This is a genomic window from Candidatus Hinthialibacter antarcticus (genome assembly GCA_030765645.1).
GTDB classification, from domain to species: Bacteria; Hinthialibacterota; Hinthialibacteria; order Hinthialibacterales; family Hinthialibacteraceae; genus Hinthialibacter; species Hinthialibacter antarcticus.
On record JAVCCE010000031.1, the window covers coordinates 31,455 to 53,439 of the forward strand.

17 protein-coding genes are annotated in these 21,985 nt (G+C 49.9%); 11 read left to right on the forward strand and 6 right to left on the reverse strand.

Annotated elements, in window-relative coordinates:
- Positions 1–41: 41 nt before the first annotated feature.
- Together P9L94_08090 and purF are read left to right on the forward strand one after the other, a co-directional pair.
- On the forward strand, positions 42–374 hold the full coding sequence (locus P9L94_08090) for a hypothetical protein (GenBank protein ID MDP8244023.1): 333 nt from the start codon (positions 42–44) through the stop codon (positions 372–374).
- A gap of 138 nt (positions 375–512) precedes the next feature.
- Positions 513–1,955: an amidophosphoribosyltransferase gene (gene purF, locus P9L94_08095; protein ID MDP8244024.1), complete on the forward strand. Its 1,443-nt coding sequence runs from the start codon at positions 513–515 to the stop codon at positions 1,953–1,955.
- Positions 1,956–2,273: 318 nt separating this feature from the next.
- Here the strand turns inward: purF and waaF are convergent, their stop codons facing one another.
- The 3 genes from waaF to P9L94_08110 all read right to left on the reverse strand — a co-directional run bounded on the left by waaF (position 2,274) and on the right by P9L94_08110 (position 5,494).
- Positions 2,274–3,305, reverse strand: a complete 1,032-nt coding sequence (gene waaF / locus P9L94_08100; GenBank protein ID MDP8244025.1) for a lipopolysaccharide heptosyltransferase II — start codon at positions 3,303–3,305, stop codon at positions 2,274–2,276.
- Between the two features lie 3 nt (positions 3,306–3,308).
- Positions 3,309–4,709: a hypothetical protein gene (locus tag P9L94_08105; protein MDP8244026.1), complete on the reverse strand. Its 1,401-nt coding sequence runs from the start codon at positions 4,707–4,709 to the stop codon at positions 3,309–3,311.
- 107 nt (positions 4,710–4,816) lie between these two features.
- Positions 4,817–5,494, reverse strand: a complete 678-nt coding sequence (locus tag P9L94_08110) for a hypothetical protein (GenBank protein MDP8244027.1) — start codon at positions 5,492–5,494, stop codon at positions 4,817–4,819.
- A 181-nt stretch (positions 5,495–5,675) separates the two neighbouring features.
- Here P9L94_08110 and P9L94_08115 point away from each other — a divergent pair, with 181 nt between their 5' ends.
- The 4 genes from P9L94_08115 to P9L94_08130 are packed head-to-tail and all read left to right on the forward strand — an operon-like array spanning position 5,676 to position 13,719.
- Positions 5,676–6,260, forward strand: a complete 585-nt coding sequence (locus tag P9L94_08115; GenBank protein MDP8244028.1) for a sigma-70 family RNA polymerase sigma factor — start codon at positions 5,676–5,678, stop codon at positions 6,258–6,260.
- Positions 6,257–7,822, forward strand: a complete 1,566-nt coding sequence (locus P9L94_08120; protein MDP8244029.1) for a hypothetical protein — start codon at positions 6,257–6,259, stop codon at positions 7,820–7,822. The genes P9L94_08115 and P9L94_08120 overlap by 4 nt, the downstream gene beginning before the upstream one ends.
- A gap of 28 nt (positions 7,823–7,850) precedes the next feature.
- Positions 7,851–13,334, forward strand: a complete 5,484-nt coding sequence (locus P9L94_08125) for an alpha-2-macroglobulin family protein (GenBank protein ID MDP8244030.1) — start codon at positions 7,851–7,853, stop codon at positions 13,332–13,334.
- Positions 13,327–13,719, forward strand: coding sequence for a S41 family peptidase (locus P9L94_08130; GenBank protein MDP8244031.1), 393 nt, complete (start codon positions 13,327–13,329; stop codon positions 13,717–13,719). The genes P9L94_08125 and P9L94_08130 overlap by 8 nt, the downstream gene beginning before the upstream one ends.
- A 38-nt stretch (positions 13,720–13,757) precedes the next feature.
- Here the strand turns inward: P9L94_08130 and P9L94_08135 are convergent, their stop codons facing one another.
- Complete coding sequence (locus P9L94_08135) at positions 13,758–14,177, reverse strand: hypothetical protein (protein ID MDP8244032.1); 420 nt, start codon at positions 14,175–14,177, stop codon at positions 13,758–13,760.
- A 114-nt stretch (positions 14,178–14,291) separates the two neighbouring features.
- On the reverse strand, positions 14,292–14,615 hold the full coding sequence (locus tag P9L94_08140; protein MDP8244033.1) for a YMGG-like glycine zipper-containing protein: 324 nt from the start codon (positions 14,613–14,615) through the stop codon (positions 14,292–14,294).
- 135 nt (positions 14,616–14,750) lie between these two features.
- Between P9L94_08140 and P9L94_08145 the strand changes: the two genes are divergently transcribed.
- Both P9L94_08145 and P9L94_08150 read left to right on the forward strand, forming a co-directional pair.
- Complete coding sequence (locus P9L94_08145; protein ID MDP8244034.1) at positions 14,751–16,118, forward strand: hypothetical protein; 1,368 nt, start codon at positions 14,751–14,753, stop codon at positions 16,116–16,118.
- Positions 16,119–16,217: 99 nt separating this feature from the next.
- Positions 16,218–17,183, forward strand: a complete 966-nt coding sequence (locus tag P9L94_08150; protein MDP8244035.1) for a peptidylprolyl isomerase — start codon at positions 16,218–16,220, stop codon at positions 17,181–17,183.
- A 9-nt stretch (positions 17,184–17,192) separates the two neighbouring features.
- Here the strand turns inward: P9L94_08150 and P9L94_08155 are convergent, their stop codons facing one another.
- Complete coding sequence (locus tag P9L94_08155; GenBank protein MDP8244036.1) at positions 17,193–17,558, reverse strand: hypothetical protein; 366 nt, start codon at positions 17,556–17,558, stop codon at positions 17,193–17,195.
- A gap of 198 nt (positions 17,559–17,756) precedes the next feature.
- On the opposite strand from P9L94_08155, the gene P9L94_08160 reads away from it, so the two are divergent.
- From P9L94_08160 to glgA, 3 genes are read left to right on the forward strand one after another with little or no spacing between them, the layout of a single operon-like run.
- Positions 17,757–18,611, forward strand: a complete 855-nt coding sequence (locus P9L94_08160) for a glycosyltransferase family 2 protein (protein MDP8244037.1) — start codon at positions 17,757–17,759, stop codon at positions 18,609–18,611.
- 7 nt (positions 18,612–18,618) lie between these two features.
- Positions 18,619–20,514: a peptidyl-prolyl cis-trans isomerase gene (locus tag P9L94_08165; protein ID MDP8244038.1), complete on the forward strand. Its 1,896-nt coding sequence runs from the start codon at positions 18,619–18,621 to the stop codon at positions 20,512–20,514.
- A complete protein-coding gene (gene glgA / locus P9L94_08170) occupies positions 20,462–21,973 on the forward strand; it encodes a glycogen synthase GlgA (GenBank protein MDP8244039.1) in 1,512 nt (503 codons plus the stop codon). Before P9L94_08165 ends, glgA begins: the two co-directional genes overlap by 53 nt.
- The last annotated feature ends 12 nt before the right edge of the window (positions 21,974–21,985 follow it).

Here is a 21,985-nt window from a genome sequence, read left to right on the forward strand (position 1 = left end):
ACTAAACTTTGATAGAGTATTTCTTATATGGAGATTCGCGGATGGTTTTGCTGATTGGCTCGCTGGCATCGTCTCTCGCGCTGTATTCCCTCTTTATCATCGGGTATTACGCCGCGTGGAACGATTTTAAGCCCAAACGAGTTTCTCAAGATGACGATTACGCCTTGGCGCCGCGAACTCAATATGAATTGACGCCCACCAAACGCACCCGCGCACTCACTGACCGTGAATTAGGTTTGATTCATATTGATGATTCTGTCGCAGACCCGGCAATTCAGCGTCGGGATAAAATGCGTGAAGCGATAAAAAATTACGCCGCACAAGACCCCGAAGCGGCTGCCGAAGTGTTACGCAGTTGGATTTCACAACCATAATGTAACTTTTCTCTTGATAACTTGTTTACAGCCTGTGAATAACTCACTTTTCTTTGTTTTTTCGATTTCTTGAGTTGCGCGTCCAAGGGTTTATGAGTACCCTGATTAGAATAAAATACGGCGGTATTTAAGAGGGCTATGTCGGAACCAATCCATGACTCTTGCGGCGTTTTTGCCATTGCCAACGCAGAAGAAGCGTCTCACCTCGCCTACTTGGGTTTATATTCACTCCAACACCGCGGCCAAGAAAGCGCTGGCATCGTAACAAACCAAAACGGTCATACCTTTCAACATCAAGGCATGGGTCTCGTTGCTGATGTATTTAATGAAGACACCCTCAATAAGTTACACGGCGACAGCGCGATTGGACACGTACGCTACTCCACCACTGGTTCCAGCAACCTTAATAACGCTCAGCCAATTTTGTGTGACTACCGCCGCGGTTGGCTCGCAGTCGCCCACAACGGCAACCTAATTAATACACTAGAGTTACGCACGGAACTTGAATCTAAAGGATCAATCTTCCGCACCACCACCGACAGCGAAATTCTCATCCATTTACTTGCGCGCTCCCCAGAAGAGGATTTTCTCAAAGCGTTGCACGAGTCGCTGCAGCATCTGCGCGGCGCTTTTTCGATGGTTTTGATGAATGAAGACTACGTCATCGGCCTGCGCGACCCGTTGGGCATCCGCCCGCTTTCGTTGGGCCGATATAAAGATGGGTTCGTCTTTTCGTCAGAATCCTGCGGTTTTGATATCATCGACGCCGAGTATATGCGTACCGTCGAGCCAGGCGAAATGGTCATCATCACCAAAGACGGCAGCATGGAAAGCCGCTTTTTCGCCCGTCCTGAACGTCATGCGCAATGTATTTTTGAATTGGTCTATTTTTCCCGTCCCGACAGTTACATTTTTGGACGCGAGGTCAATCCCGCTCGGGAAAACCTGGGGCGCATTCTCTGGCAGGAACGCCCAACCGAAGGCGACGTAATCGTCCCGGTTCCCGACTCAAGCGTTTGTTCCGCCCTGGGATATTCGCAAGAAAGCGGCATCCCCTTTAAGCAAGGCATTATCCGCAGCCACTACATAGGCCGTACCTTTATTGAACCCAGCCAGAGCATCCGCGATTTTGGCGCGAAAATTAAATACAGCCCGGTGCGTTCTGTGCTCGAGGGCAAGCGCGTCATCGTCGTTGACGACTCGATTGTGCGGGGAACGACGATCCGCAAAATTGTGAAGATGATCCGCAAATGCGGCGCAACCGAGATTCACCTGCGCATTGCTTCGCCGGTATGGATTGAACCGTGTTACTACGGAATCGACACACCGGAACGCAGTCGTTTGATCGGCGCGACCCACACGTTAGATGAAATTAAAACTCACTTGAGAGTTGATTCGCTGCACTACCTGACCACTGACGGGCTACACAAAGCCATCGGCGGAACGGAAAATGAATTCTGCAATGCCTGTTTCAGCGGCAAGTACCCACTACGATTTCCCCGCATGGAAGAATCAACCGACATCGATAACGGCAAAAGCGAAGTCGCCGCCGAAAAACGCCTCGTCCACCTGAATTTGTAAGAGTTTCATCATTTCGTTTCATATTTATTATTTCTCGCAAATTTGATAATCCCCAAGTTTGCGCTTACGCAAAATGCTGGTCGAATTTTAGGGGAGGAGTTGAACCTGTCCCTTCTCCCTCTGGGAGAAGGTTAGGATGAGGGCAACAAATTTTGGTGGGGTAAGTATAAAGAACCCACCCTACGGGACCACAGTGACTACATTTGGTTCGTGTCATCTCGAGCGCAGCGAAGCGATCTCGCTTTTCGATTTGTGAGATTGCCGCGTCGGCCTTCGGCCTCCTCGCAATGACACTGGCCTTGATTTTCAAGACAGTCGCTACTTGATTTTGCTAGCCTCCCCTTTTTCATACGATTTCAATAGTTCATTCATTCTACTCATCGCGTCTTCAACCGATATCTCCGTCATACACATGTGATGCTTGAGCGGGCAGGTACGTTTCATACAGGGGGCGCAATCGAGATTTTTATTCAGCAATACCGCTTGGGTTCCTAACGGCCCGGTCGCAGTGGCATTCGTCGGCCCGATGAATGTAAGTGTGGGGCGCTTTAACGCAGCCGACGCGTGCATCACCCCGGAATCATTACACGCGACCACGTCACATGCCTCGATCAATGCGAACAACTGACGCAAAGATGTTTGCCCTGCGAACGATACAACCCCATGCCCCGCTTGTTGAGCGATTGCGTCCGCCGCATCCGCCTCGGCTTTTGATCCCAACAGGATAACGCTCGCGCCCAATTCATTCACGCAGCGTTGCGCGAGTTGCGCGTAGCGTTCCCCCGGCCAGCACTTGGCGGGACCATACGCGGCGCCAGCGGCCATCCCAATGATGCGTCCAGGCGCAACGCCGGAGCGTTGCATCAACGCTTGGACCGAATCCCGCTCGTCAGGCAATAAGGAAATACACGGCTCTGCTGTTTCTAGCGAACCATTTAGTAGTTGGTTGTATACAGCAGAATGGTGAATGTCTTTATGAGGCTTTTTGAACGCCTGCGTCAAAAGCAAACGGCGTAAATGGGCGCGGTAGCCGATGCGTTGGGGGATGTTGCCGAGTCGAAATAAAAAAGCCGATGAAAATGAATTCGGGAGCAGGTATCCGGCATCATATTTTTGTTTTTGCAATGACTTTGCCGCGTCGCGCATCCGCCCCCAACTTCGATGCCAGCGTTGATCGAGCGGCGTCAGCGTCCAGGAGCAGGGCGCATGTTGAAAGACGGGCAGAGCAACTGCCCCGCCCGTCAGAGTGATTTCATCGTCCTGATGTTCTTCCGCAAACCGCGCCAGCGCCCCGCTTGCCATCACAGCGTCGCCGAGCCAGTTCGGCAATCGAATAAGAATCTTCGCCATTGGTTAAAAGACGGAGACGAAGTCTATGGTTAATGGGTCTCCATAGTTCGATAAACTTCCATTTGCTAACGACGCTTGCAATTGAAGTAAATAGGTCGCGGATTCCAAATCGGTACTGATACGGAGCGAATTGTTCTCAATTGTCGGCTTGCTTAAAAATTCAAACGGTTCGAGACCGTCGATGATTTTTGTCATTTTAAGCGTATAACTTACCGCCCCAACAACTGGATTAAATGTAAGCAGTAACCCATTATCCGGGTCTTGTAATTCTGCGACTGCACAAGGATTCGTCTGCCAATCAAAAGCCAAGTTCAGCGGCTCTGTCGAAAAATCAACCGTCGTCCGGTCTATCACTGCGCAAAACGGCCCGTCCGGTTCCATGTTTGGAACATCAGCGCTTGCCCATGACGGCGGAGCGATATTTTCATCAACGACGGGAAACGGTGTTGGAGTCGGCGTTGCAATCGGCGGCGCGGACAAAACGACTTCGAAGGTATCAGTCGCGATCAGACCAATTTGACCATCCAGCGTCTTGGTTCGGATAAAAACCGTTTGAGGACCCGTTTGGGTAAATCCAAAGGGAAATTCAGCAAACGGTTTAAATGAATTTGTTGTCAATCCGCGCTTTTCAACGTCTTGGAAGGTAATGTTCTCTACAAAGACGTCATAGATCACTTGTGAAGCGTCAGGATGCGAGGGCGGGTCCCAGCGAATTTCAAAGTTGCGGGTTTGGCTAATCGAAACTTCGCGACCAGGAATAAAGGTAATGTTCTCCACGATACCCGCTGGCGGCGTCGGCGTGGCGGTCGGCAACGCCAAGCCCTGCCGATTAATCATTAACAGTAAATCAATTTGATTGACGACGCCGTCTGAATTCAGATCAAATTGACCGAGGTTGCGTTGCGATTGCACCTGCCATTTATGCGCGAGTGCGATTACGTCTTTTGAATCAATCACAGCGTTGCCGTCTATGTTGCCTGCTGGCGTTGGCGTTTGGAACCCAACGGGAGTTGGAGACGGCTCGAACCCTTGCCCGACGGCAGGAATTAAAAACGCCCAATTGCCTGACACGGTTCCAGTACCAGCGCCGCCTGTAATGGACACGCTCCAGGAATATTGACCCGTTTGCAATTGAATGCGGGTGATCTGCGGCAGCACATATTTTGTATCCGTGACAGTCACAGGGCCGATTTGAGGTGACAGCGGGTTTGGAGTATTCAACACAACGCTGAATTGGGTCGCACCCTCGGGCGCAGTCCATTCGAATCCACGCGTGACCAGATCGTCAATGGACGCCTCGCCGCCATTGGCGGGAAACACTGGGGCCAATTCTTGCGTAAATCCCGACACAGAGAATAATGCCGCGCATAGACAAACAATCCAACTCAAACCCAACCGAACCATAATCCGCTCCTCTGGTGCACTACAATCTCAAGTGTCCGTGCAACACAATATGTTACAAGCAAATCTACGTTAATATAACGTAATCAAACCGATATGACGAAACTTTTTTACTCTGCCGGTTTGGTTGAATCGACCATTGCGTTAAACGCGGGTTTCCAGTGCTCTAAAACTGCGTCCGGTCCGGTCAGTTTCCAATGCCAGGGGCCGCCGGGGCCTTCGATAACCGCCGCCAACATCCGCATTCCCGCCGTGGCTTCGCCGCCGCCCATCATAGCGCCGACCGCGAGGGTTCCTTTTACGTCAAGCGTTTGTACTGCAAGCCCGTTGACGGTCTTTGTGATTTGCTCCGGCTCGCCAACAGGGCTTTGCATTTGCCCGATCCAACGGTCGATATTTTGTTGGGCGGAACCGCCGATTCCCTGAAATAGCGCCAATTCGCCCGATCCTTCAACGCCTTCCGGTGCGGAAAGTCGAAACTGCGCGGCGCGAAAGCTGCTGCTGGGTTGCTCGGGGCTCCAGCTGGGGTCAATCTTAAATGACAAGCCCGCAGCGGTGGCCTGCCCGCCCGCAACTTCAAGCGGTTCCGCCTTCGGGCCTGGCATCAACATGGTTTCACCCTGGGGCTGCGATTGATTGATGGGCGGGTGGCTTGAAGGAAGTTCAGATGATTGCGCCACTTGAGGCGGCGTCGATGCACCTTCGGGCGCATCCACTAATTCTCCCTGGTTTCCTGAACATGAAGCGAAAGCCATCGCTGTGATTAGACAAAGTAATACGTTTTTCACGGGAATCTCCTCCGAATTTAGTTATACGGTTCGCTGCTATTTAAGTTAGGATAACGCCAACCGCCAAGTGGATTGGAAAAAAAATCATACAATTGCAATATTATTAAAACGATCCAGGCGCCCCGGCGTTACATTGAACAAGATGAACGCGATCGCTCAACTGGCGCCAGTGGAAAACCGAATGAACGACGTCGTCCCCGACGAAACGCTAATGGTGCGGTATGGACAAGGCGATGTAGACGCCTTTGACGAACTATTTCGGCGCCACCGAAATTCGGTCTATGCGTTTATCCAGGGGTTTGTCTATGCGCAAGACCAATGGGACGATCTGTTTCAAGCGGTGTTTTTAAAAGTGGTGCGCAACCGCAAACGCTATCAGCCGACGGCAAAATTCACAACCTGGTTGTACGTCATCGTCCGTTCGGTTTGCTTCGACGCGATACGGTCGCAAAAACGAAAGCCCGTTTTATCTTTGGTCAAAGGCCCAAGCGGAGAAATGGAAGACATGACGCTGACCATTGCCAGTTCAGAACGGAACCCTCGCGACGAAGCGCATGACAGCCGTTTGCGCGAGACGCTGTCGCAAGTGATCCAGATGTTGCCCGACGAGCAGCGCGAAGCGTTATTGCTCAAGGAAAATACAACCATGACCTTTGAAGAAATCGGAACGATGTTGGGCTGCCCGGCCAATACAATCAAAAGCCGGACGCACTACGCACTTTTGGCGATACGCAAACAGTTAATCAAACGCGGGATCACATTATGAACGAAGAACTGGTTCGCCAATGGATGATGGAACATCTCTACGGTGAGATTCACCCAGAAGACGACCAACGCTTGAATGATGCGTTGCAGAAAAATCCCGAACTGGCGCAAGAATGGCAGGACGCTCAAGCCGTCCATCTCCTCATGCGCCAGACAGAACATTCGGACGCCCCGCTCGCGCTGCAAGACGCCGTCCAACAAGCGGCGCGCAACCTTTCAGCGAATGACGCTTCGTTCTTTCGATGGGGGCGCTGGCTAACGGCGGCGGTCGTCCTGGTCGCATCCGGCGCAGCGTTTTTACAATTGAACGGCAATCTACCGGATAACTATCTTGTTGAATCGGAAGAAACTCAATCGCCCGAAATTGCGATGGCGCCGCAGTTCAAATTACAAATGGATGAGCCAAATTCGGAATCAACCGGATTGATGAAAATTGCACGAAACGGCGACTCGAACGAAGCCTTTACGCTGGCAACATCCAAAGGCCATATCGAACACAAAGCCAGTGAGAAACGAGACGCCGAAGCGGAAGATTTGTTCCGAACCGGGCTTGGCGTCTACAACCAGGCGTTTACCAAGATTGGCGATGACCGCCTCACCTTGCTAAAAAGCGCCGTCATTACCTTGAGCGATGTCGCTAAATTATACGCCGACCAAAAAGAATGGGCGGCGCTCGCCATGACGCTAATCGCTGACTCTCACCGGGCGTTAGATGATATTGATTCGGCGATTCAAACCTACCACCAGCTAATTTCGTCTTACCCTGAATCGGATTTGATTTGTACACAAGCGCGTATTTCGATGGTTGAGTTGTTGCTCACTCAAGAAGACCGCCTTGATGAGGTTGACCAGCAACTTAATGTCCTCGCCAAACAAGAGAAGCTATCAGACGACTTTGCGTCACTGGCGTTAACTGCATCAAGCAAAATTGGCGAGAAACACCCGGAACAAGCCTACACTTGGGCAATACAGGTATTGTCTTCGTGGCCGCCGCAACATATCTATCATCAAAAAGCGCAGCGCTTCGCGGCGCAATATTATAAAGATGCTTTGGCCGCGCACTCCATTCAACCCTGGTGGCAATTAGGTCCGCTGGACAATTTTTCGGTTCAGCCTGAAGACATTCCAGCAATTGCATCAACCAAAACAATGCCCGGCTATAACAACCGTCCCGTTGCCTGGGACAAGGTCCGCATTGAAAACGGCTTCATTGATTTTTCTCAAGACAAAATAAAAGAAGACGCATACCGCTCTATTTTTCTGGCGACCCATATTGATTCGCCAGAGCCACAGGTCGTCATTCTTGCGCTGACAGCCAAGGTGCGCGGCCTTTTATTCGTCAATGACGAACTGGTTTGGAAAGGCGCACTCAACCGAAACCTGTGGCGGCAAGAACAACAAAATCTATCCCGACACAGCATTCAATGCCCGCTCAAAAAAGGGCGCAACACAATTCTCTTTAAACTATTTTTCCCGACCGGAAAGAAAGACGACAGCCAGTTTTCCGTCGCCATTTTAGACACCGATCACAACATCAACCACGACCTGACGGCGTCGTACTAAAACTGAAACATACCAAAGAGGCTTAACCATGAAAACGAAACGAGCATTTCAACTTTTTATACTATTCATCGCCATCGCCTGGTTGGGCGTCGCGACCCAATCCGAAATTGCCTTAGACCGCAATGGAGTCGATATTACGCGAGGCCAAGATTCGCTGACCATCACGCTTCCCTTCTCGAACGAAGGCGGTTCGCGAAGCATCGACGAGTTGAAGGTCACGTTGCTGGGTGAAAAATACGAAACGCTGGCGACCGTCATCAAGAAGGTGGTATTGCTAAACGGACAGCAGATTGAAGAGGTCGCGCTGCCCATATCAGCCAACACGCCGGATATCTCTCAATGTGTTCTTCGCATTGATCTCATGGGACAAACCTGGCTGAAACCTTTGGGCGAGTCGCCCCAATCGCTTGAGTTGCAAGTCATCGGACAGCGCGAGTGGATCGAAGGCGCCAAAAGCATTGTGCGGGTGATTGCCAACAGCAGCGACGGCGCACCAGCCGCTGGCGTAGAGATTAACGCGTCGTTGTCGCTAAACGGAAAATCCGTCTTTAACTCGACCGCGACGACCGATAATGATGGCAGCGCGGAGTTAGTTTTCCCGGCGGCGAGCAATACCCAAGGCGATTTTGAATTAAACATCCAAGCCGATTCAAGCCTTGGGTCTCAAGTCGTGACTTCAGAAATCACCATCCAATCCGGCGTGAAGGTGTTTTTGACCACCGACAAACCGGTCTACCAACCACGCCAGACGGTGCACATCCGCGCGCTAGCGGCGCACCCCGCGACCAATAAGCCGATTGCGAACCGGGAAGTTACGCTGGAGGTCTACGACGGCCGCGGCAACAAGGTGTTCAAGAGCATCAAAACAACATCCGAATTTGGCGTGGTTTCAGCGGACTTCACGCTAGCGGATGAGGTCAATCAAGGCGATTACCTTGTCAAGACGATTTGCGGCGACTCCGAAACCGAAAAAGGCGTTCAAGTGTATGAATACGTCTTGCCAAAATTCCGCGTTGACGTGAAGAACCAGAATGAATTTTATTCGCCCGGCGATGTGGTCAAAGGCGACCTGGAAGCCCGTTATTTCTTTGGCAAGCCCGTCGATAACGGCAACATCAAAATCACAGCGAATTGCTTCGACGTCGGTTTTAATGAATTTGAAATTATCGAAGGTAAAACCAATGATGACGGTAAGTTCGAATATGAATTCACGGTTCCAGATCGCTTGATTGGACAACCTTCGTTTCAGGGCAACACCATCATCCAGATGGATGTTCGAGTCACTGATAGCGCTGACCATGAAGAGCAGAAAATCCATACGTTTCATGTTTCAGTCGAACCGCTTGAGATCGAGTTGGTTCCAGAAAGCGGGCATCTCATCGCTGGGGTTGAAAACGAAATTTTCGCCATTGCGTCGCATCCAGATGGAAGCGTCGCCAAGCCCAAACTCAAAGTTCAATCCGGTTGGTTAAAGCAAGATGTATCAGTGCAATGCGACGAAAACGGCATTGCGGCTTTCAAGCTAACGCCGGAGAGAAACGCCAACATTGAATTGACAATTCTTGCGGAACTGGACGGCGAGACGATCACGCTAGAAAAAGAGATTCCGACGGCGCCAGATGAGAACCGCATTCTAATTCGCCCAAATAAGGGCGTTTATCGCGTGGGCGACGTGATGACGGTCGATATTTTCACGCCAGATAAAGCGGGCGAAGCGGTTTACCTTGATATCGTCAAGAACAAGCAAACCATGCTGACTCACACCCTGCGCCCCCAAGGCGGCAAGGCGTCAATCCAACAAGCCATCGACATCGAACTCGCTGGGACATTGGAACTTAACGCTTATCGAATCAGAAACGACGGCAACATGATACGCGACACCAAGCGAGTGGTGGCGTTGCGTTCGGATGACCTGAAAATTGAAATTCAGCCTGATTTTGATGAATATGAACCCGGTCAACCCGCGAAACTCAAAATCGCCGTAACAGACCAGAATGGCGTCCCTGTGCAAGCCGCTTTGGGGATGCACATCGTTGACGAAAGCGTCTACAGCCTTAGCGAAAAAGAGCCTGGACTCGCAAAGGTGTTTTTCGCCATCGAACGCGAATTGTTGAACCCAAAAGTGGAGATTCACGGCTTCCATCTCGACAAGGCAATTCCCTTGTCAGCCAAACCGTTAGAAAAAAGCGACTCGCTTTCCCGCGCTCTGCTGGCGAAGTTAGACGCGCCATCACCCTTCGGCTTGTTCATTAATACGGTGCAGGAAAAACGCCAGAAAGCCCAGCAGGATTTGCAAAAATTTGTGAATGTCTTTAGCGCCAATGGGATTACGAATCTAGAACTTTCCCTCCCCTTGGGCGAAATTGCGCTCACAAATGATATTGATCTGACAGACATTTCCATCAATGATCCCTGGGGCGCCCCGTATGTTTCCTATATCAACCCTGCCAATGGGAGCACGGTTCTCGCCAGCGTTGGCATCGACCAGAAAGAAAAGACGGATGATGACGTGAAGGTTGCTTATTTTATGCAAGCGCGTGGCCGAAGCGTAATGATTGACCGCCTTGGACGTCGTATCCAATTGGGGCAAGAAGTTCTTTTTTTCCGAGGGGAAGCAGGAGCGGAACCGATGATGGAAGCCTTGCCGCAACGCATGATTCAAAAAGGCGTTGTCGAATTCGCCCCAGCACAAGTCGATAACATGGGCGGTATGGGGATGGGCGGCAATCAATTTGGCGCTCCTCCGGGCGTTGCATCCAATGTGCAAGATGAAGGAATCGGACAAAATTTATTTAAAGGCGGCGTAGACGAATTCATCATCGCCCAAGGAGCAAACGGCAGGACTGCCGTGCGAATACCCACTGACCGCTTTGCTCAAGACGGCGCGGGAGACCTTCAGTTAGGATTTGAACTCACATCAGATGAAATACTTACTCATGTTCAACAAAGAACGCAAGAAGATTTATTTGCGGATATATTTGTCAGCGCGGCAGATACGAAGGGTGAGGATGTATATTTCGCCAGCGATGACTTCGACGGAACACAGGAGGACTTCGGTTATTCAATAAAGGATCAAGATGATGATACGGCGAATACCCCCAATCGAGTAAAAGAGGGGGATGTAATTCCATTTGTCTTTCAGGTTACCGATAATGCGGGTAACAAAAATTTTGTCTACGACGACTCTTATGCAAATGGGATAAGACTTTTCGACGAAAGCGATGGCCCGCTGTTCGTTAACGGCGAGTTGAGCGAAGAAGCCGCGATGAAGGCGGCGGAGCGCTACGTCGAGCATTTTGGTGGGACGCTAGACGATGTCGCCGACGAAATCAGCCAGCATTTTGATTTCGTCATTGCATCAACCGACCACTTTGAAGTGACCTACAACAAACCCAACGAACGCGCGGTGCGGGTGCGGCGCTATTTTCCTGAGACGCTCTATTACACGCCGGAACTCATCACCGACGCAAACGGCGAATCGTCCATCGAACTCGCCATGGCGGATTCAATTACCACCTGGCGCATGTCGGCAATGGCGAACGCCAAAAGCGGCGCGCTGGGCGATGCGACTTCGGCGATGAAAGTCTTCAAGCCCTTTTTCATTGATATCAATCTACCGACGCATTTGACCAAAAACGATGAAGTCACAATCCCCGTCTCGGTTTATAACTATCTGGACAAGCCGCAAAGCGTTGAAGTTTCGTTAGAGAAATCCGGCTGGTTTGATCTGCTTGATGGAGATTACAAAAAGAATATTGATATTGCCGCCAATGAAGTGACCTCGGTTTCGTATCGAATCCAAGCGAAGTCTCTAGGAACGCAAACCATCACCGTGTTCGGTTGGGGTTCAGAAGACGCCGACGCGATTGGCCGCGAGATCGAAGTGCGCCCCAACGGCGAGCCGCAGTTCATTACCCGAAACGGACGTTTAAGCAGCGCAGTTGAAGAGCGGCTCGCCTTCCCCGCTTCGCGTCTCGAAGGCGCCGACCGCCTGTGGGTGAAGATTTACCCGGGCGTATTCAGCCAGGTAGTGGAAGGCATGGACGCGATTTTGCAGATGCCGAACGGCTGCTTTGAGCAAACCAGTTCAACGACTTACCCCAACCTGCTAGCGTTGAATTATATGCAGGCCAGCGAGCGTATTACCCCCGCCATTGAGATGAAAGCCAAAGAGTACATCAACCTGGGCTACCAGCGATTGCTGACGTTTGAAATTCCCGGCGGCGGATTCTCGGTGTTTGGACAAGCGCCTGCGACGCGGGTGTTGTCTGCGTATGGATTGCTTGAGTTCAGCGATATGAATGCGGTCTATCCCATCGACGCCAATGTTCTTCAACGCACCAAACAATGGCTGCTTGGACAACGCAAAGCCGACGGCAGTTGGGACCCGGACGATAATTATTCCCACGCGGAAATGTGGGAAAGCATTCAGGATAACAAAGTGTTGGTCACGGCCTACATCGCGCTGGCATTGGCGCAAACCGACGCAGGCAGCGAATTGGAAATCACAAAACAATATCTCATCGACCACGCCGAAGAAGCCAAAGATTCTTACACGCTTGCGATTCTGTGCAACGCGCTGATCGCGATGGATCCAAAAAGCGAAGCCGCAAAAGATTGCCTCGACCGTCTCGTCGAAATGGCGTCGGTTGATAACCAAAGCGTCTACTGGAAAAGCGAGGCCAGCATGAGTTTCGCCCGCGGCGAACACGCCTGGGTCGAAACCACTGCATGGGCGGCGCTGGCGTTGATCGACAACGGACGCTATCCCAGCGAATTGGGCAAAGCATTGAATTGGTTGATTTCTCAAAAGACTTCAAGCGGAACCTGGTCAACCACCCATGGAACCGTGTTGGCGCTGAAGGCATTGGTCAAATCCCTTGGACAACGCACCGACGTTGCTAGCGGAACAGTCGCGATTAAAGTCAACGATGAAGTCGTCGATACGTTGAACATCACGCCGGAGTATTCCGACGTGTTCCGCCAGATTGACGCTGGCAAGTTCTTACGCGAAGGCGAAAACAAAGTCTCGCTCACCATCGACGGCGAAGGCAGCATGCTCTATCAAATCGTGGGCAAGTATCACCAAAATTGGGATGTCGCGTTAGCGCGCCAAGTCAGCGGCAATCAATTATTTGACATCGACGTTGAATATGACCGGACGCAGTTGCGCCGCAACGACCGCGTCACCTGTCAAGTCACCGCAAAAAACAATACGCCTCAACGAGCGGAAATGGTGATGATTGACGTGGGCGTTCCTCCTGGTTTCCGCGTAGAACGGCCTGATCTGGACGCGTATGTTGATAAGGGCGTGATTGAGAAATTCACCATCATGTCGCGCCAATTGCTGATCTATATTGAATCTATGGACGCGGGCGAGGAAATCAAGATCGACGTCCCCATGAAGGCGACGCTGCCGATGATGGCCAAAGCGCCTGAATCCAGCATGTATGAATATTACAATCCCGAAGTGAAGTCGATCTCCACGCCGCAAGACATCATTGTTGACTAGTTTCGTTCTACGGCTCTTTTCTCCAAGACGGTCTTCGGGCCGTCCTTCCACGGGCGAATGGCAATACGACAAGCCCGTCATCGTCTTGATTGGACAACGCTGCATGAGCAGCAACGAAGCCTTCGTCAAAATGATGGGCGAGTGTCCGAACGTGACCCTGATGGGAGAAGCGACGCGCGGTTCCAGCGGAAACCCGAAGATGCTTGACTTGCCGATGGGCATTCAGGTGAGCGTTCCCCAGTGGATTGACTACCGCGCCGACGGCAAGCCGCTCGAAGGCAACGGCGTTGAGCCAGACGTGGAATTCATTGTTGATGGGAATGAATACAACAGCGACAAAGACAGCCTGCTAGACGCTGCGCTTGAGCGGCTGCGTAAAATATAAAATGAAACGGCCCGGCGATGAACCGGGCCGTTTTGCTCTCAATATGGATAGTAGATAACGCTTCCCGGGGGAGGCGGCGGCGGTGGAACCACGATGACGCGCGGTCCATGCCGATAGTAACTTCTACGATAATGATAATACGATGGTGGAGGCGGCGCGGGGTAGTAATAATATGACCGCTCATAAACGGGAGGCGGCGCAGAAGTCGCATCATAGTACCCGCTTGAATAGCCCTGGTCGTAAGAGCGTCCTTTTTGGTTGTTCACATGGTCTGCGGTGATGGCTCCCGCAAGGGCGCCGACGCCAGCGCCGATCAATGTCGCTTCGGTGTTTCCGCCGATGGCCTGCCCCGCCAACGCGCCAAGCGCGCCGCCGCCGAAGGCGCCGCCAGTGGTCGTGCAACCTTGCAACACCAATGCGATTACTGCTGAAAAAATATAAAGTGCCGGATGTTTCATGGCGCCCTCCAAGCGATCAATGGTATGCCTACTGTATCGCTATAAAATCCGCCCTAGCTAAACAAAAAACGCCCGGAGTATTCCGGGCGTTTTGACTGGTGATCGTAAATTAGTTTAGCGGGGCGCGGTGTTGTAATTCGGCGGAGGAGGCGGAGTCGATTGATTGCTTTGTGCGCCTTGGTTGTAACCCTGGTTATACCCTTGGTCATAAGACTGACGTTTGGATTTATCGACCTGGTCATTTAACAAAGCGCCGCCCAGCGCGCCCGCTCCGGCGCCAATCAAGGTTGACTTGGTATCGCCGCCAATTAACTGACCTGCGACCGCGCCTAATGCGCCGCCGCCCATTGCGCCCTTTTGCGCGGGAGTCGCAGTACACCCTGCGAACAATAGACTAATTCCAAGCACTGAAACTACGCCAAATTTCATCATCTTCATGAGTTACTCTCCTTCTATGTGAATCATCACTATAGTGTATGTCGTTCCTCAATGGCCTCTGGCTAATCACTACGTTTGAGACGCCAGTTTCGTTATAGTATTGTATCAACTTTATTATCCCAAATAGGTCTCTGAATGAAAATATTTTTTTTCCTGTTCCGGCCCGGCGCCCTGCAAGCGGTTGCGGAATGGTTCGATAAACGGCTGATTGTGCTCTTTTTCATTCCGTTTGTTGTTTACATGTCTAATGTTCGGGAACTCAGCAGCGGCGACACCACCTGCACAAAGTTCGTCGCGATCTTTCTGGCGCAATCCGGCACGATCTACCTCGACAATATGAAACAGTATTTCGAATATAACGAACTGCCTTATTTCCTTTCCGTTCGGGATGGGCATGTCGTATCGAATTATCCCATTTTCCCTGGTATTATGGCGACGCCGTTTTATGCCCCGTTCGTCTGGATGGGCATGATACGCCCCGGCGAAGGAAATTTAGTTTGGGATTATATTTCTAAATTGTGCGCTTCAACCTACACCTCATTGAGCGTCCTATTTTTGTATTTGACCTTTAAACGCTTATTAAACATCAAATCCGCCTTTGTTCTTGCGTACGCCTATGCGTTTGGCACGGCGGCCTGGCCGATTGCGTCGCAAAGCATCTGGCAACATACCGGGGCAATTTTTTGGTGGAGCGTCTGTTTTTACGCCACAATCCGCGCCGATGACAGCGCAAGCCCCAATCGCTGGAAGTGGCTCGCGCTCGCAGGAACGGCGGCGGGGTGCACCGTCTTGTGCCGGATCGTCCACCTCACCAGCGCGGGATTTTATGCAGCAGTTATTCTCTGGAGATATCGAAAATCCGCTATTGCGTTTTTACTGCCATGCGGCATATTAACGGCGATGTTGATTGCCTATAACTATGCGGTATTTGATACATGGAACGGCGGCCTGGCGTATGTGCTGGCTGACCGCTGGCATCTGGATCGCGTCCAGGGCGGGGTTTGGTCAACGCCTTTGTTTGAGGGGCTTGCGGGCGTGCTCATCAGCCCCAGCCGTGGAGTGTTCGCCTTTAGTCCGTTTCTTCTATTCTCATTATTGGGAATGTTTCTCCTTTGGAAGCGCTCCGGCGCCCAATGGCAAACATTAAAATATATGCTTCCCATTCCCATTGGGTTGTTATGCGTATTTGGAAAATATATCGTCTGGTGGGGCGGCATCATGCACTACGGTCCGCGTTATCAAGTTGACGCCTATCCGTTTTTGATGTTATGCCTGGCCGCCGCCTGGCCTGAAATTGAAAAACGCCGCTGGATGCTGACGCTTTTTGTCTGCCTGCTGCTCTATTCGGTTTGGGTGCAATGGGTGGGCGCTTTTTGTTTCCCCGGCAATTGGGCCGTATGGCCCGTGAGCCTCTCTGATGATAAAGCGCGTTTGTGGGAGTGGAGTTATAATCAAATTTGGGAAAGTTTTTATAACGGCGTCAAACATCCCATGAGTCAGTAATTGTTAAACCACTGCTTGGCGCAAACTCAATTGCTTGGCATAATACGCTGTACTAAATTGATAAAAATAGAACCTTACGGTTTTTGAATGGAGATTTCCATGCGGTCTTTCTTGATAGGCGTCACTTTATTTCTGTTAATACCTTCGATTTCGTCTGCTCAGATCCCTGGCACAGAAGCCATCGCGGCAATCGTTAACGGTGAGTTAATTTTAAGCGGTGAAATTGACGCTTTCATGGAGCAACGAAAGAAGCCAGGCGTTGATTTCAACACCATGGAAAAATCTGAGCTGAATAAATTTCGTTCCAGCGTGTTGAAACGCTTAATCGACGAGACCATTTTGATTCAAGGCATCGAATCACAACTTAGCCCGACGCAGAAAGATAGCATTCGCCAATTTGTCGAACGGCAAGCCGCTGAAATTATTCAACGGATGCAAGAGCAATTCACAACGCCTGCGGCGCTCGCGCAGCGGGAAGAAGAGATGGGCGTCAATTGGGAAGAACTTCGGCAGATTCAATACCGCAATCTCTATAAGGACTACTTGGTCAGCGTTGTCGCGCCGCAGTTGATGCGGGGACGAATTTCACCGCCGACAGAAGAGGAACTCAGTAGTTTTAAAACCGATAACCCCAATCTAGCAGAACAAGAAACCATTCGCGTTTCTCATATCCTGCTCCGCGTCCCGCAAGACGCAAACGATTTACAAGAAAAAGCCGCGTTAGACAAAGCAACGGAAATTGCAAACCGCGCCCGTGGCGGCGAAAACTTTGAAAACTTGGCGATGTCTAATTCCGAACATCAGGAAACCAAAATGCAAGGCGGTCGGATTCCTCCATTTAAACGTGGACAATTAGACGCAGGATTTGATGCCTTATTCAATTATCCTGTGAATACCATTACAGACCCGATCCGTACGCTTTCGGGATATCACGTCGTCAAAGTGCTCGAAAAAGAAACGCCCGAGTCATTATTGGCCCGGCAGAAGATGCAGGATGTTCTGTTGAAATGGACAGAAGAACTTACGGCGAGCGCAAAGATTGAAGTCAAATTAAAATCGGAATAAACCGGCGCGCTATTCGCTCATTAATTGGTCGGCGTGTTCGAGTTCGCGTTTGAGGTCGAAGGCAATATCAAAGTCTTCAATGCTGTCGTCAGCGGTTTTTTTGACTTCACCCATTTCGACCAAGTTGAATACAATGTTGCCGAAGTCGCGCGGCGTGGCGATTCCCCAATCATCAAAAACGATGTACGCCATGCCGCCGAAGCGCTCTTTGGCAAACTTGGCAATCCCCACTAAGAGTTGTCTGCCCGAAACGTGGCGGTGTTTTTTATAGAGGTTTTGAGTATAACGAAGAGATTCGAGGACGAAAATATAAGCATTTACATGATAGCGCCGATCATGATCGGCCAGCCAGGTAAAAACTCGCTCGTCATTCATAGTTCACATTCACTTCCGTAGAGAGTCTGTCATCTCATCATTAACATCACATAGTTAAATTATAATCCTTAATTGAAAATCAACAATCCTCTTCTAACTATCCAGTCTAGATTTCAATGTTGCTATACTGGTTCTTATTGTTTAACGTACGATTGTGATCAAACAGATATGGAAACCCATTTAGAAAAACAGGAGGGCGTGTCAATCGTCATTCCTGTTTACAACGAATCAGAAGGGCTTTCGGCTTTTATCAGCGAATTAAGCGCCGTACTGGAGACGTTTTCCAGGCCCTGTGAAGTTTTGCTCGTCGATGATGGTTCGTCTGACGGGTCTACTGAAATTTTAGCCAATCAATCGCTGCCCTATATACAACATGACGTCAACCTGGGGTATGGAGCCGCGATAAAAACCGGCATTCAAAAAACCTCCATGCCAAACATCGTCATCATTGACGCAGACGGCACTTACCCGCCAGCTGAAATTGAAAAACTTGTACGCCGACTTGAACATGTTGATATGGCGGTTGGCGCAAGGACCGGGACAGACGCCAAAATCCCCTGGGTGCGGCGACCGGCAAAATGGCTGATCCGAATGTTTGCGCAATGGATGGTGCGGCGATCTATCCCCGATCTAAATTCGGGATTACGGGCGTTTCGCCGGGAACGGGTTGAACCGATTCTGCGGTTATTGCCGGACGGTTTTTCATTGACGACGACGATCACAATTGCGTTTCAAGCGACGGGGTCTAGAGTTGAATATATTGAAACGGAATATCGCATCCGGTCGGGCCAATCAAAATTCCGCCCGATTGCGGATACGTGGAATTTGATTCTCGTCATCCTTCGCACCGTCGTATTATTAAGGCCGCTGAATTTTTTCTTACCGTTAAGTTTATTGCTGGCGGTTTTGGCAATATTGGTCGGCGGCGTCTCTCTGGCAATCGGGGAATTTATGGACGCAACCTTTATTGTATTAATGATGGCCAGCATGCAAATGTTCGTACTCGGGCTGATTGCAGACCTAATCGTCCGAGTCCAATACAGGACTCATTAAAAATATTATGTTAAATAAAAACGTACGCTATTTCATTGGAATTTTGATTTTCTTCGCAGGTTGTTACGGACCAACGACTGATGTTGTGCAACGCCCCGAAGCCAATTCGGTTGCATTTCAGATCGGCGACAATGCAATCACCACGGGCGAGGTCTTGCTAACCTTTCAAGAAACTCGCGGGTTTGTGGAATTCCAACTCCATTTCAAAAAAGGTTCCGATACGCCAACCAATTCTTCCATCCCAAGCGCCGACATCAAAAGCGCAACGCATTACCTTCAAACAATCGCGGAAGAGATTGCGTTTGAAACCATGCTGGCGGAAGAAGCAAAAAAAATACAGATCGAACAGAGCGAACCCTTCCAAAAAAAAATGGAAGATGTGTTACGCGACGAACTATATCAAAAAGTCATCATTGAAGACGTGCTAAATAAAATCAACATCTCAGACGATGACATTCAACAATATTATCAACAGTATCGCGAAGACCTTTTTTTAAAAGAAAACACCAATGTCTATAAAGTGCGGGGCATTTACGTTTACTTAAACCAAGAAGGGCGTTCGCCAGAACTCGCGCGCGAAAAAATGCAACAAGCCTATCAAGCGCTGAAAAACGGCGAACCGTTTGCGTCAGTATCACGACGTTATTCAGAAGCGCCAGCGAACATGCGCGGCGTGGTCAATCCACTTCCGCTCGGGTCGGCGGCGGCGCCAATCGAGCAACAACTTCGCTTGTTGTCAGAAGGCGGCTACAGCCCAATTTTCGAATACAAAGACCGTCTGTATATTTTTGAATTGGTCGAATTTGTCGGCGCTGACTATCTTGAATATGAAGCAGTCCATGACCTCATCATGCAACAACTATTTGATGAACGCCGCAATGAGCGCGTGTATGATTTTTCACAGCGCCTACAAACAAAACACAACTGTTTAATCAATGAAGACTTGCTCAAAGAAACCGACCAAGCATCGCCAGACACGATTGTCTTGTCTGTCCCTGACGTGTATGAAATTACGTTGGATGAATTTAACCGCTTAGCCATCGACAACAAAAAATGGACTTTCAACCAAAAAAGCGATTACCTCAATTTTCTCGCGAACAAGGCTTCTTGTCTTGCAGAAGCCTACGATAGAGGTTGGTCAGCCAACGAAGTCGAAGGGCCGCTGTCCGTCTGGCGTCGAAAGCGTCTTGCCGAATTATTTTTAAAACATGAGGCGGAAGCCAAGTTGCCGCCTGAAGCAGAAATCAAAAAAGTCTTTGATAAAAACTACGGCCACCCAAACTTGAGTTCGCCGAAATACTATGACCTGAACTATCTGTTTTTTGACGCTGCGTTTAATTTTGCCTTGACGTCATTTGAGAGTTCAATTCGCTTTCAAAATGCGGAAGGCAAAGCCCACGCCGCGCTTCAAGAAATTGAAACAGGTCGCCCGTTCTCCGAAGTCGCCGTCTTCTTCACGAACGACGAAGCCTCGGCTTCCACCGCAGGCCGATTGGGACGAATCCCGTTCAATAAATTGAATGCGCGTTTGCAGTCAATTATCGGCAAATTGGATGCAGGCGAAGTTTCCCGGCCCGAAGTGTTATCCGACACAACAGAAGAGCGATTTGGAATTGAACTATTCTATGTGAAAGGCATTGAGCCTCCCCGCCCTTATACCTTTGAAGAAGCGAAACCAATTCTGACCACAGGGTTCATCGGAAACCAGTATGCGAAAATCCGTGATTCCATGCAATCTAATTTCATTAACTCAAAACCCATAACGCCAGATAAAAATGGAATTCAAAATGCCATCCAATATTTATCCTATTTATCAGAAAAGCCTGATCGACAAGTAGATATTACCTATTATGCACAAACGAAAAAAACAACTCAATCAAAAACGCCGCAAACAGGAAGATAAAACAGAATCTACAATGAAAGTTCTTTTTCTTGCATCAGAAGTCGCGCCGCTCGCCAAAACAGGCGGCCTCGCCGACGTAGCGGGTTCTCTCCCTCAAGCGATACAGAAAAAGGGAGTTGACGTATCGCTTTGTATGCCAAAATACAAAGATGTTGATCTTGAAGCGGTCCCGATTGATACGCTTGAGATTGTTTTTCCCAAAGCGACTTATAAAGGGCGCATTTTAAAAGCAACTCTACCCGGTTCAGATATCCCTTTATTTCTCATTGAACAGGATGAATTTTTTTTACGGGATGGATTGTATAACGAAGCGGGCAAAGATTATCCTGACAACTTGCTGCGGTACTGTTTTTTTTGCCGCGCCTGCTTGGAAATCATAAAGCGCAAACATTATTCCGCCGACATCATTCACGCCAACGACTGGCAGACGGCGATGGCTCCGGTTTATCTCCGGTCGTTGTACGCCGACACAGAAGAACTTTCTCACGTCAGAAGTCTCTTTACCATACACAACCTGGCCTACCAGGGGGCGTTTGAAGTGGGTAAATTTCCAATGACCGGCTTGGATTGGAAATTTTTCCGTCTGGATGGGCTTGAATATTACAATCGCGTCAACCTGATGAAGGGCGGCATTTTGCTCAGCGATCATGTCAGCACTGTCAGCCCCAATTATGCGGATGAAATACAAACGCCGGAATTCGGATGCGGGCTAGACGGCATATTGCGCATGAAAAGCGAACATCTAACCGGCGTATTAAACGGCGCGGATTATTCGCAATGGTCGCCTGACAATGATAAGAGCCTGCCCGTTAATTACGACATCAATACAGTCGAAACCAATAAGCCTATTTGCAAGAAAGCCTTGTTAAAAGAATTTGGCTTGCCGCCGGATAGCGATAAACCGCTCTTTGGCGTTGTCACGCGACTGGCCTCGCAAAAAGGCCTCGACCTACTCGCGGAAGCGATTCCAAAACTGATTAAACGAGGCGCCCAGTTTGTTATTCTCGGAACTGGAGAGCCGCATTTAGAAGATGCATATCGCGCATTGAATACAATCCACCCCAATGCGTGCGGGGTAAAAATCACCTATAACGAACGCCTGTCTCACCTCATACAAGCGGGTTCCGATTTATTTATCGTTCCCTCGCGTTATGAACCGTGTGGATTAACGCAAATGTATGCGCTTCGTTTCGGCTCGATCCCGATCGTGCGTCATACAGGCGGTTTGGCTGATACTATCAAAGATGTCAATTCGTATCCAGACGGCAACGGTTTTGTGTTTTATGACCCCAGTTCCATCGCATTACAAGAAGCCTGTATTCGCGCATTGACCCTCTACCAAAACCAGCATGTTTGGTGGTCAATCGTTAAGCGAGCGATGAAGCAGGATTTTTCCTGGGAAAATTCCGCGCATGAGTACATCAAACTTTACCTTAAAATTGTAAGCGCCAGCAAATAGGCTGAATAAAGG

Excerpts from the sequence above, each read along its gene's own strand:
- P9L94_08090 (MDP8244023.1), top strand. The coding sequence starts at position 42 with ATGGTTTTGCTGATTGGCTCGCTGGCATCGTCTCTCGCGCTGTATTCC.
- purF (MDP8244024.1), top strand. The coding sequence starts at position 513 with ATGTCGGAACCAATCCATGACTCTTGCGGCGTTTTTGCCATTGCCAAC.
- waaF (MDP8244025.1), bottom strand. The coding sequence starts at position 3,305 with ATGGCGAAGATTCTTATTCGATTGCCGAACTGGCTCGGCGACGCTGTG.
- P9L94_08105 (MDP8244026.1), bottom strand. The coding sequence starts at position 4,709 with ATGGTTCGGTTGGGTTTGAGTTGGATTGTTTGTCTATGCGCGGCATTA.
- P9L94_08115 (MDP8244028.1), top strand. The coding sequence starts at position 5,676 with ATGAACGACGTCGTCCCCGACGAAACGCTAATGGTGCGGTATGGACAA.
- P9L94_08120 (MDP8244029.1), top strand. The coding sequence starts at position 6,257 with ATGAACGAAGAACTGGTTCGCCAATGGATGATGGAACATCTCTACGGT.
- P9L94_08125 (MDP8244030.1), top strand. The coding sequence starts at position 7,851 with ATGAAAACGAAACGAGCATTTCAACTTTTTATACTATTCATCGCCATC.
- P9L94_08135 (MDP8244032.1), bottom strand. The coding sequence starts at position 14,177 with ATGAAACATCCGGCACTTTATATTTTTTCAGCAGTAATCGCATTGGTG.
- P9L94_08140 (MDP8244033.1), bottom strand. The coding sequence starts at position 14,615 with ATGAAGATGATGAAATTTGGCGTAGTTTCAGTGCTTGGAATTAGTCTA.
- P9L94_08145 (MDP8244034.1), top strand. The coding sequence starts at position 14,751 with ATGAAAATATTTTTTTTCCTGTTCCGGCCCGGCGCCCTGCAAGCGGTT.
- P9L94_08150 (MDP8244035.1), top strand. The coding sequence starts at position 16,218 with ATGCGGTCTTTCTTGATAGGCGTCACTTTATTTCTGTTAATACCTTCG.
- P9L94_08155 (MDP8244036.1), bottom strand. The coding sequence starts at position 17,558 with ATGAATGACGAGCGAGTTTTTACCTGGCTGGCCGATCATGATCGGCGC.
- P9L94_08165 (MDP8244038.1), top strand. The coding sequence starts at position 18,619 with ATGTTAAATAAAAACGTACGCTATTTCATTGGAATTTTGATTTTCTTC.
- glgA (MDP8244039.1), top strand. The coding sequence starts at position 20,462 with ATGCACAAACGAAAAAAACAACTCAATCAAAAACGCCGCAAACAGGAA.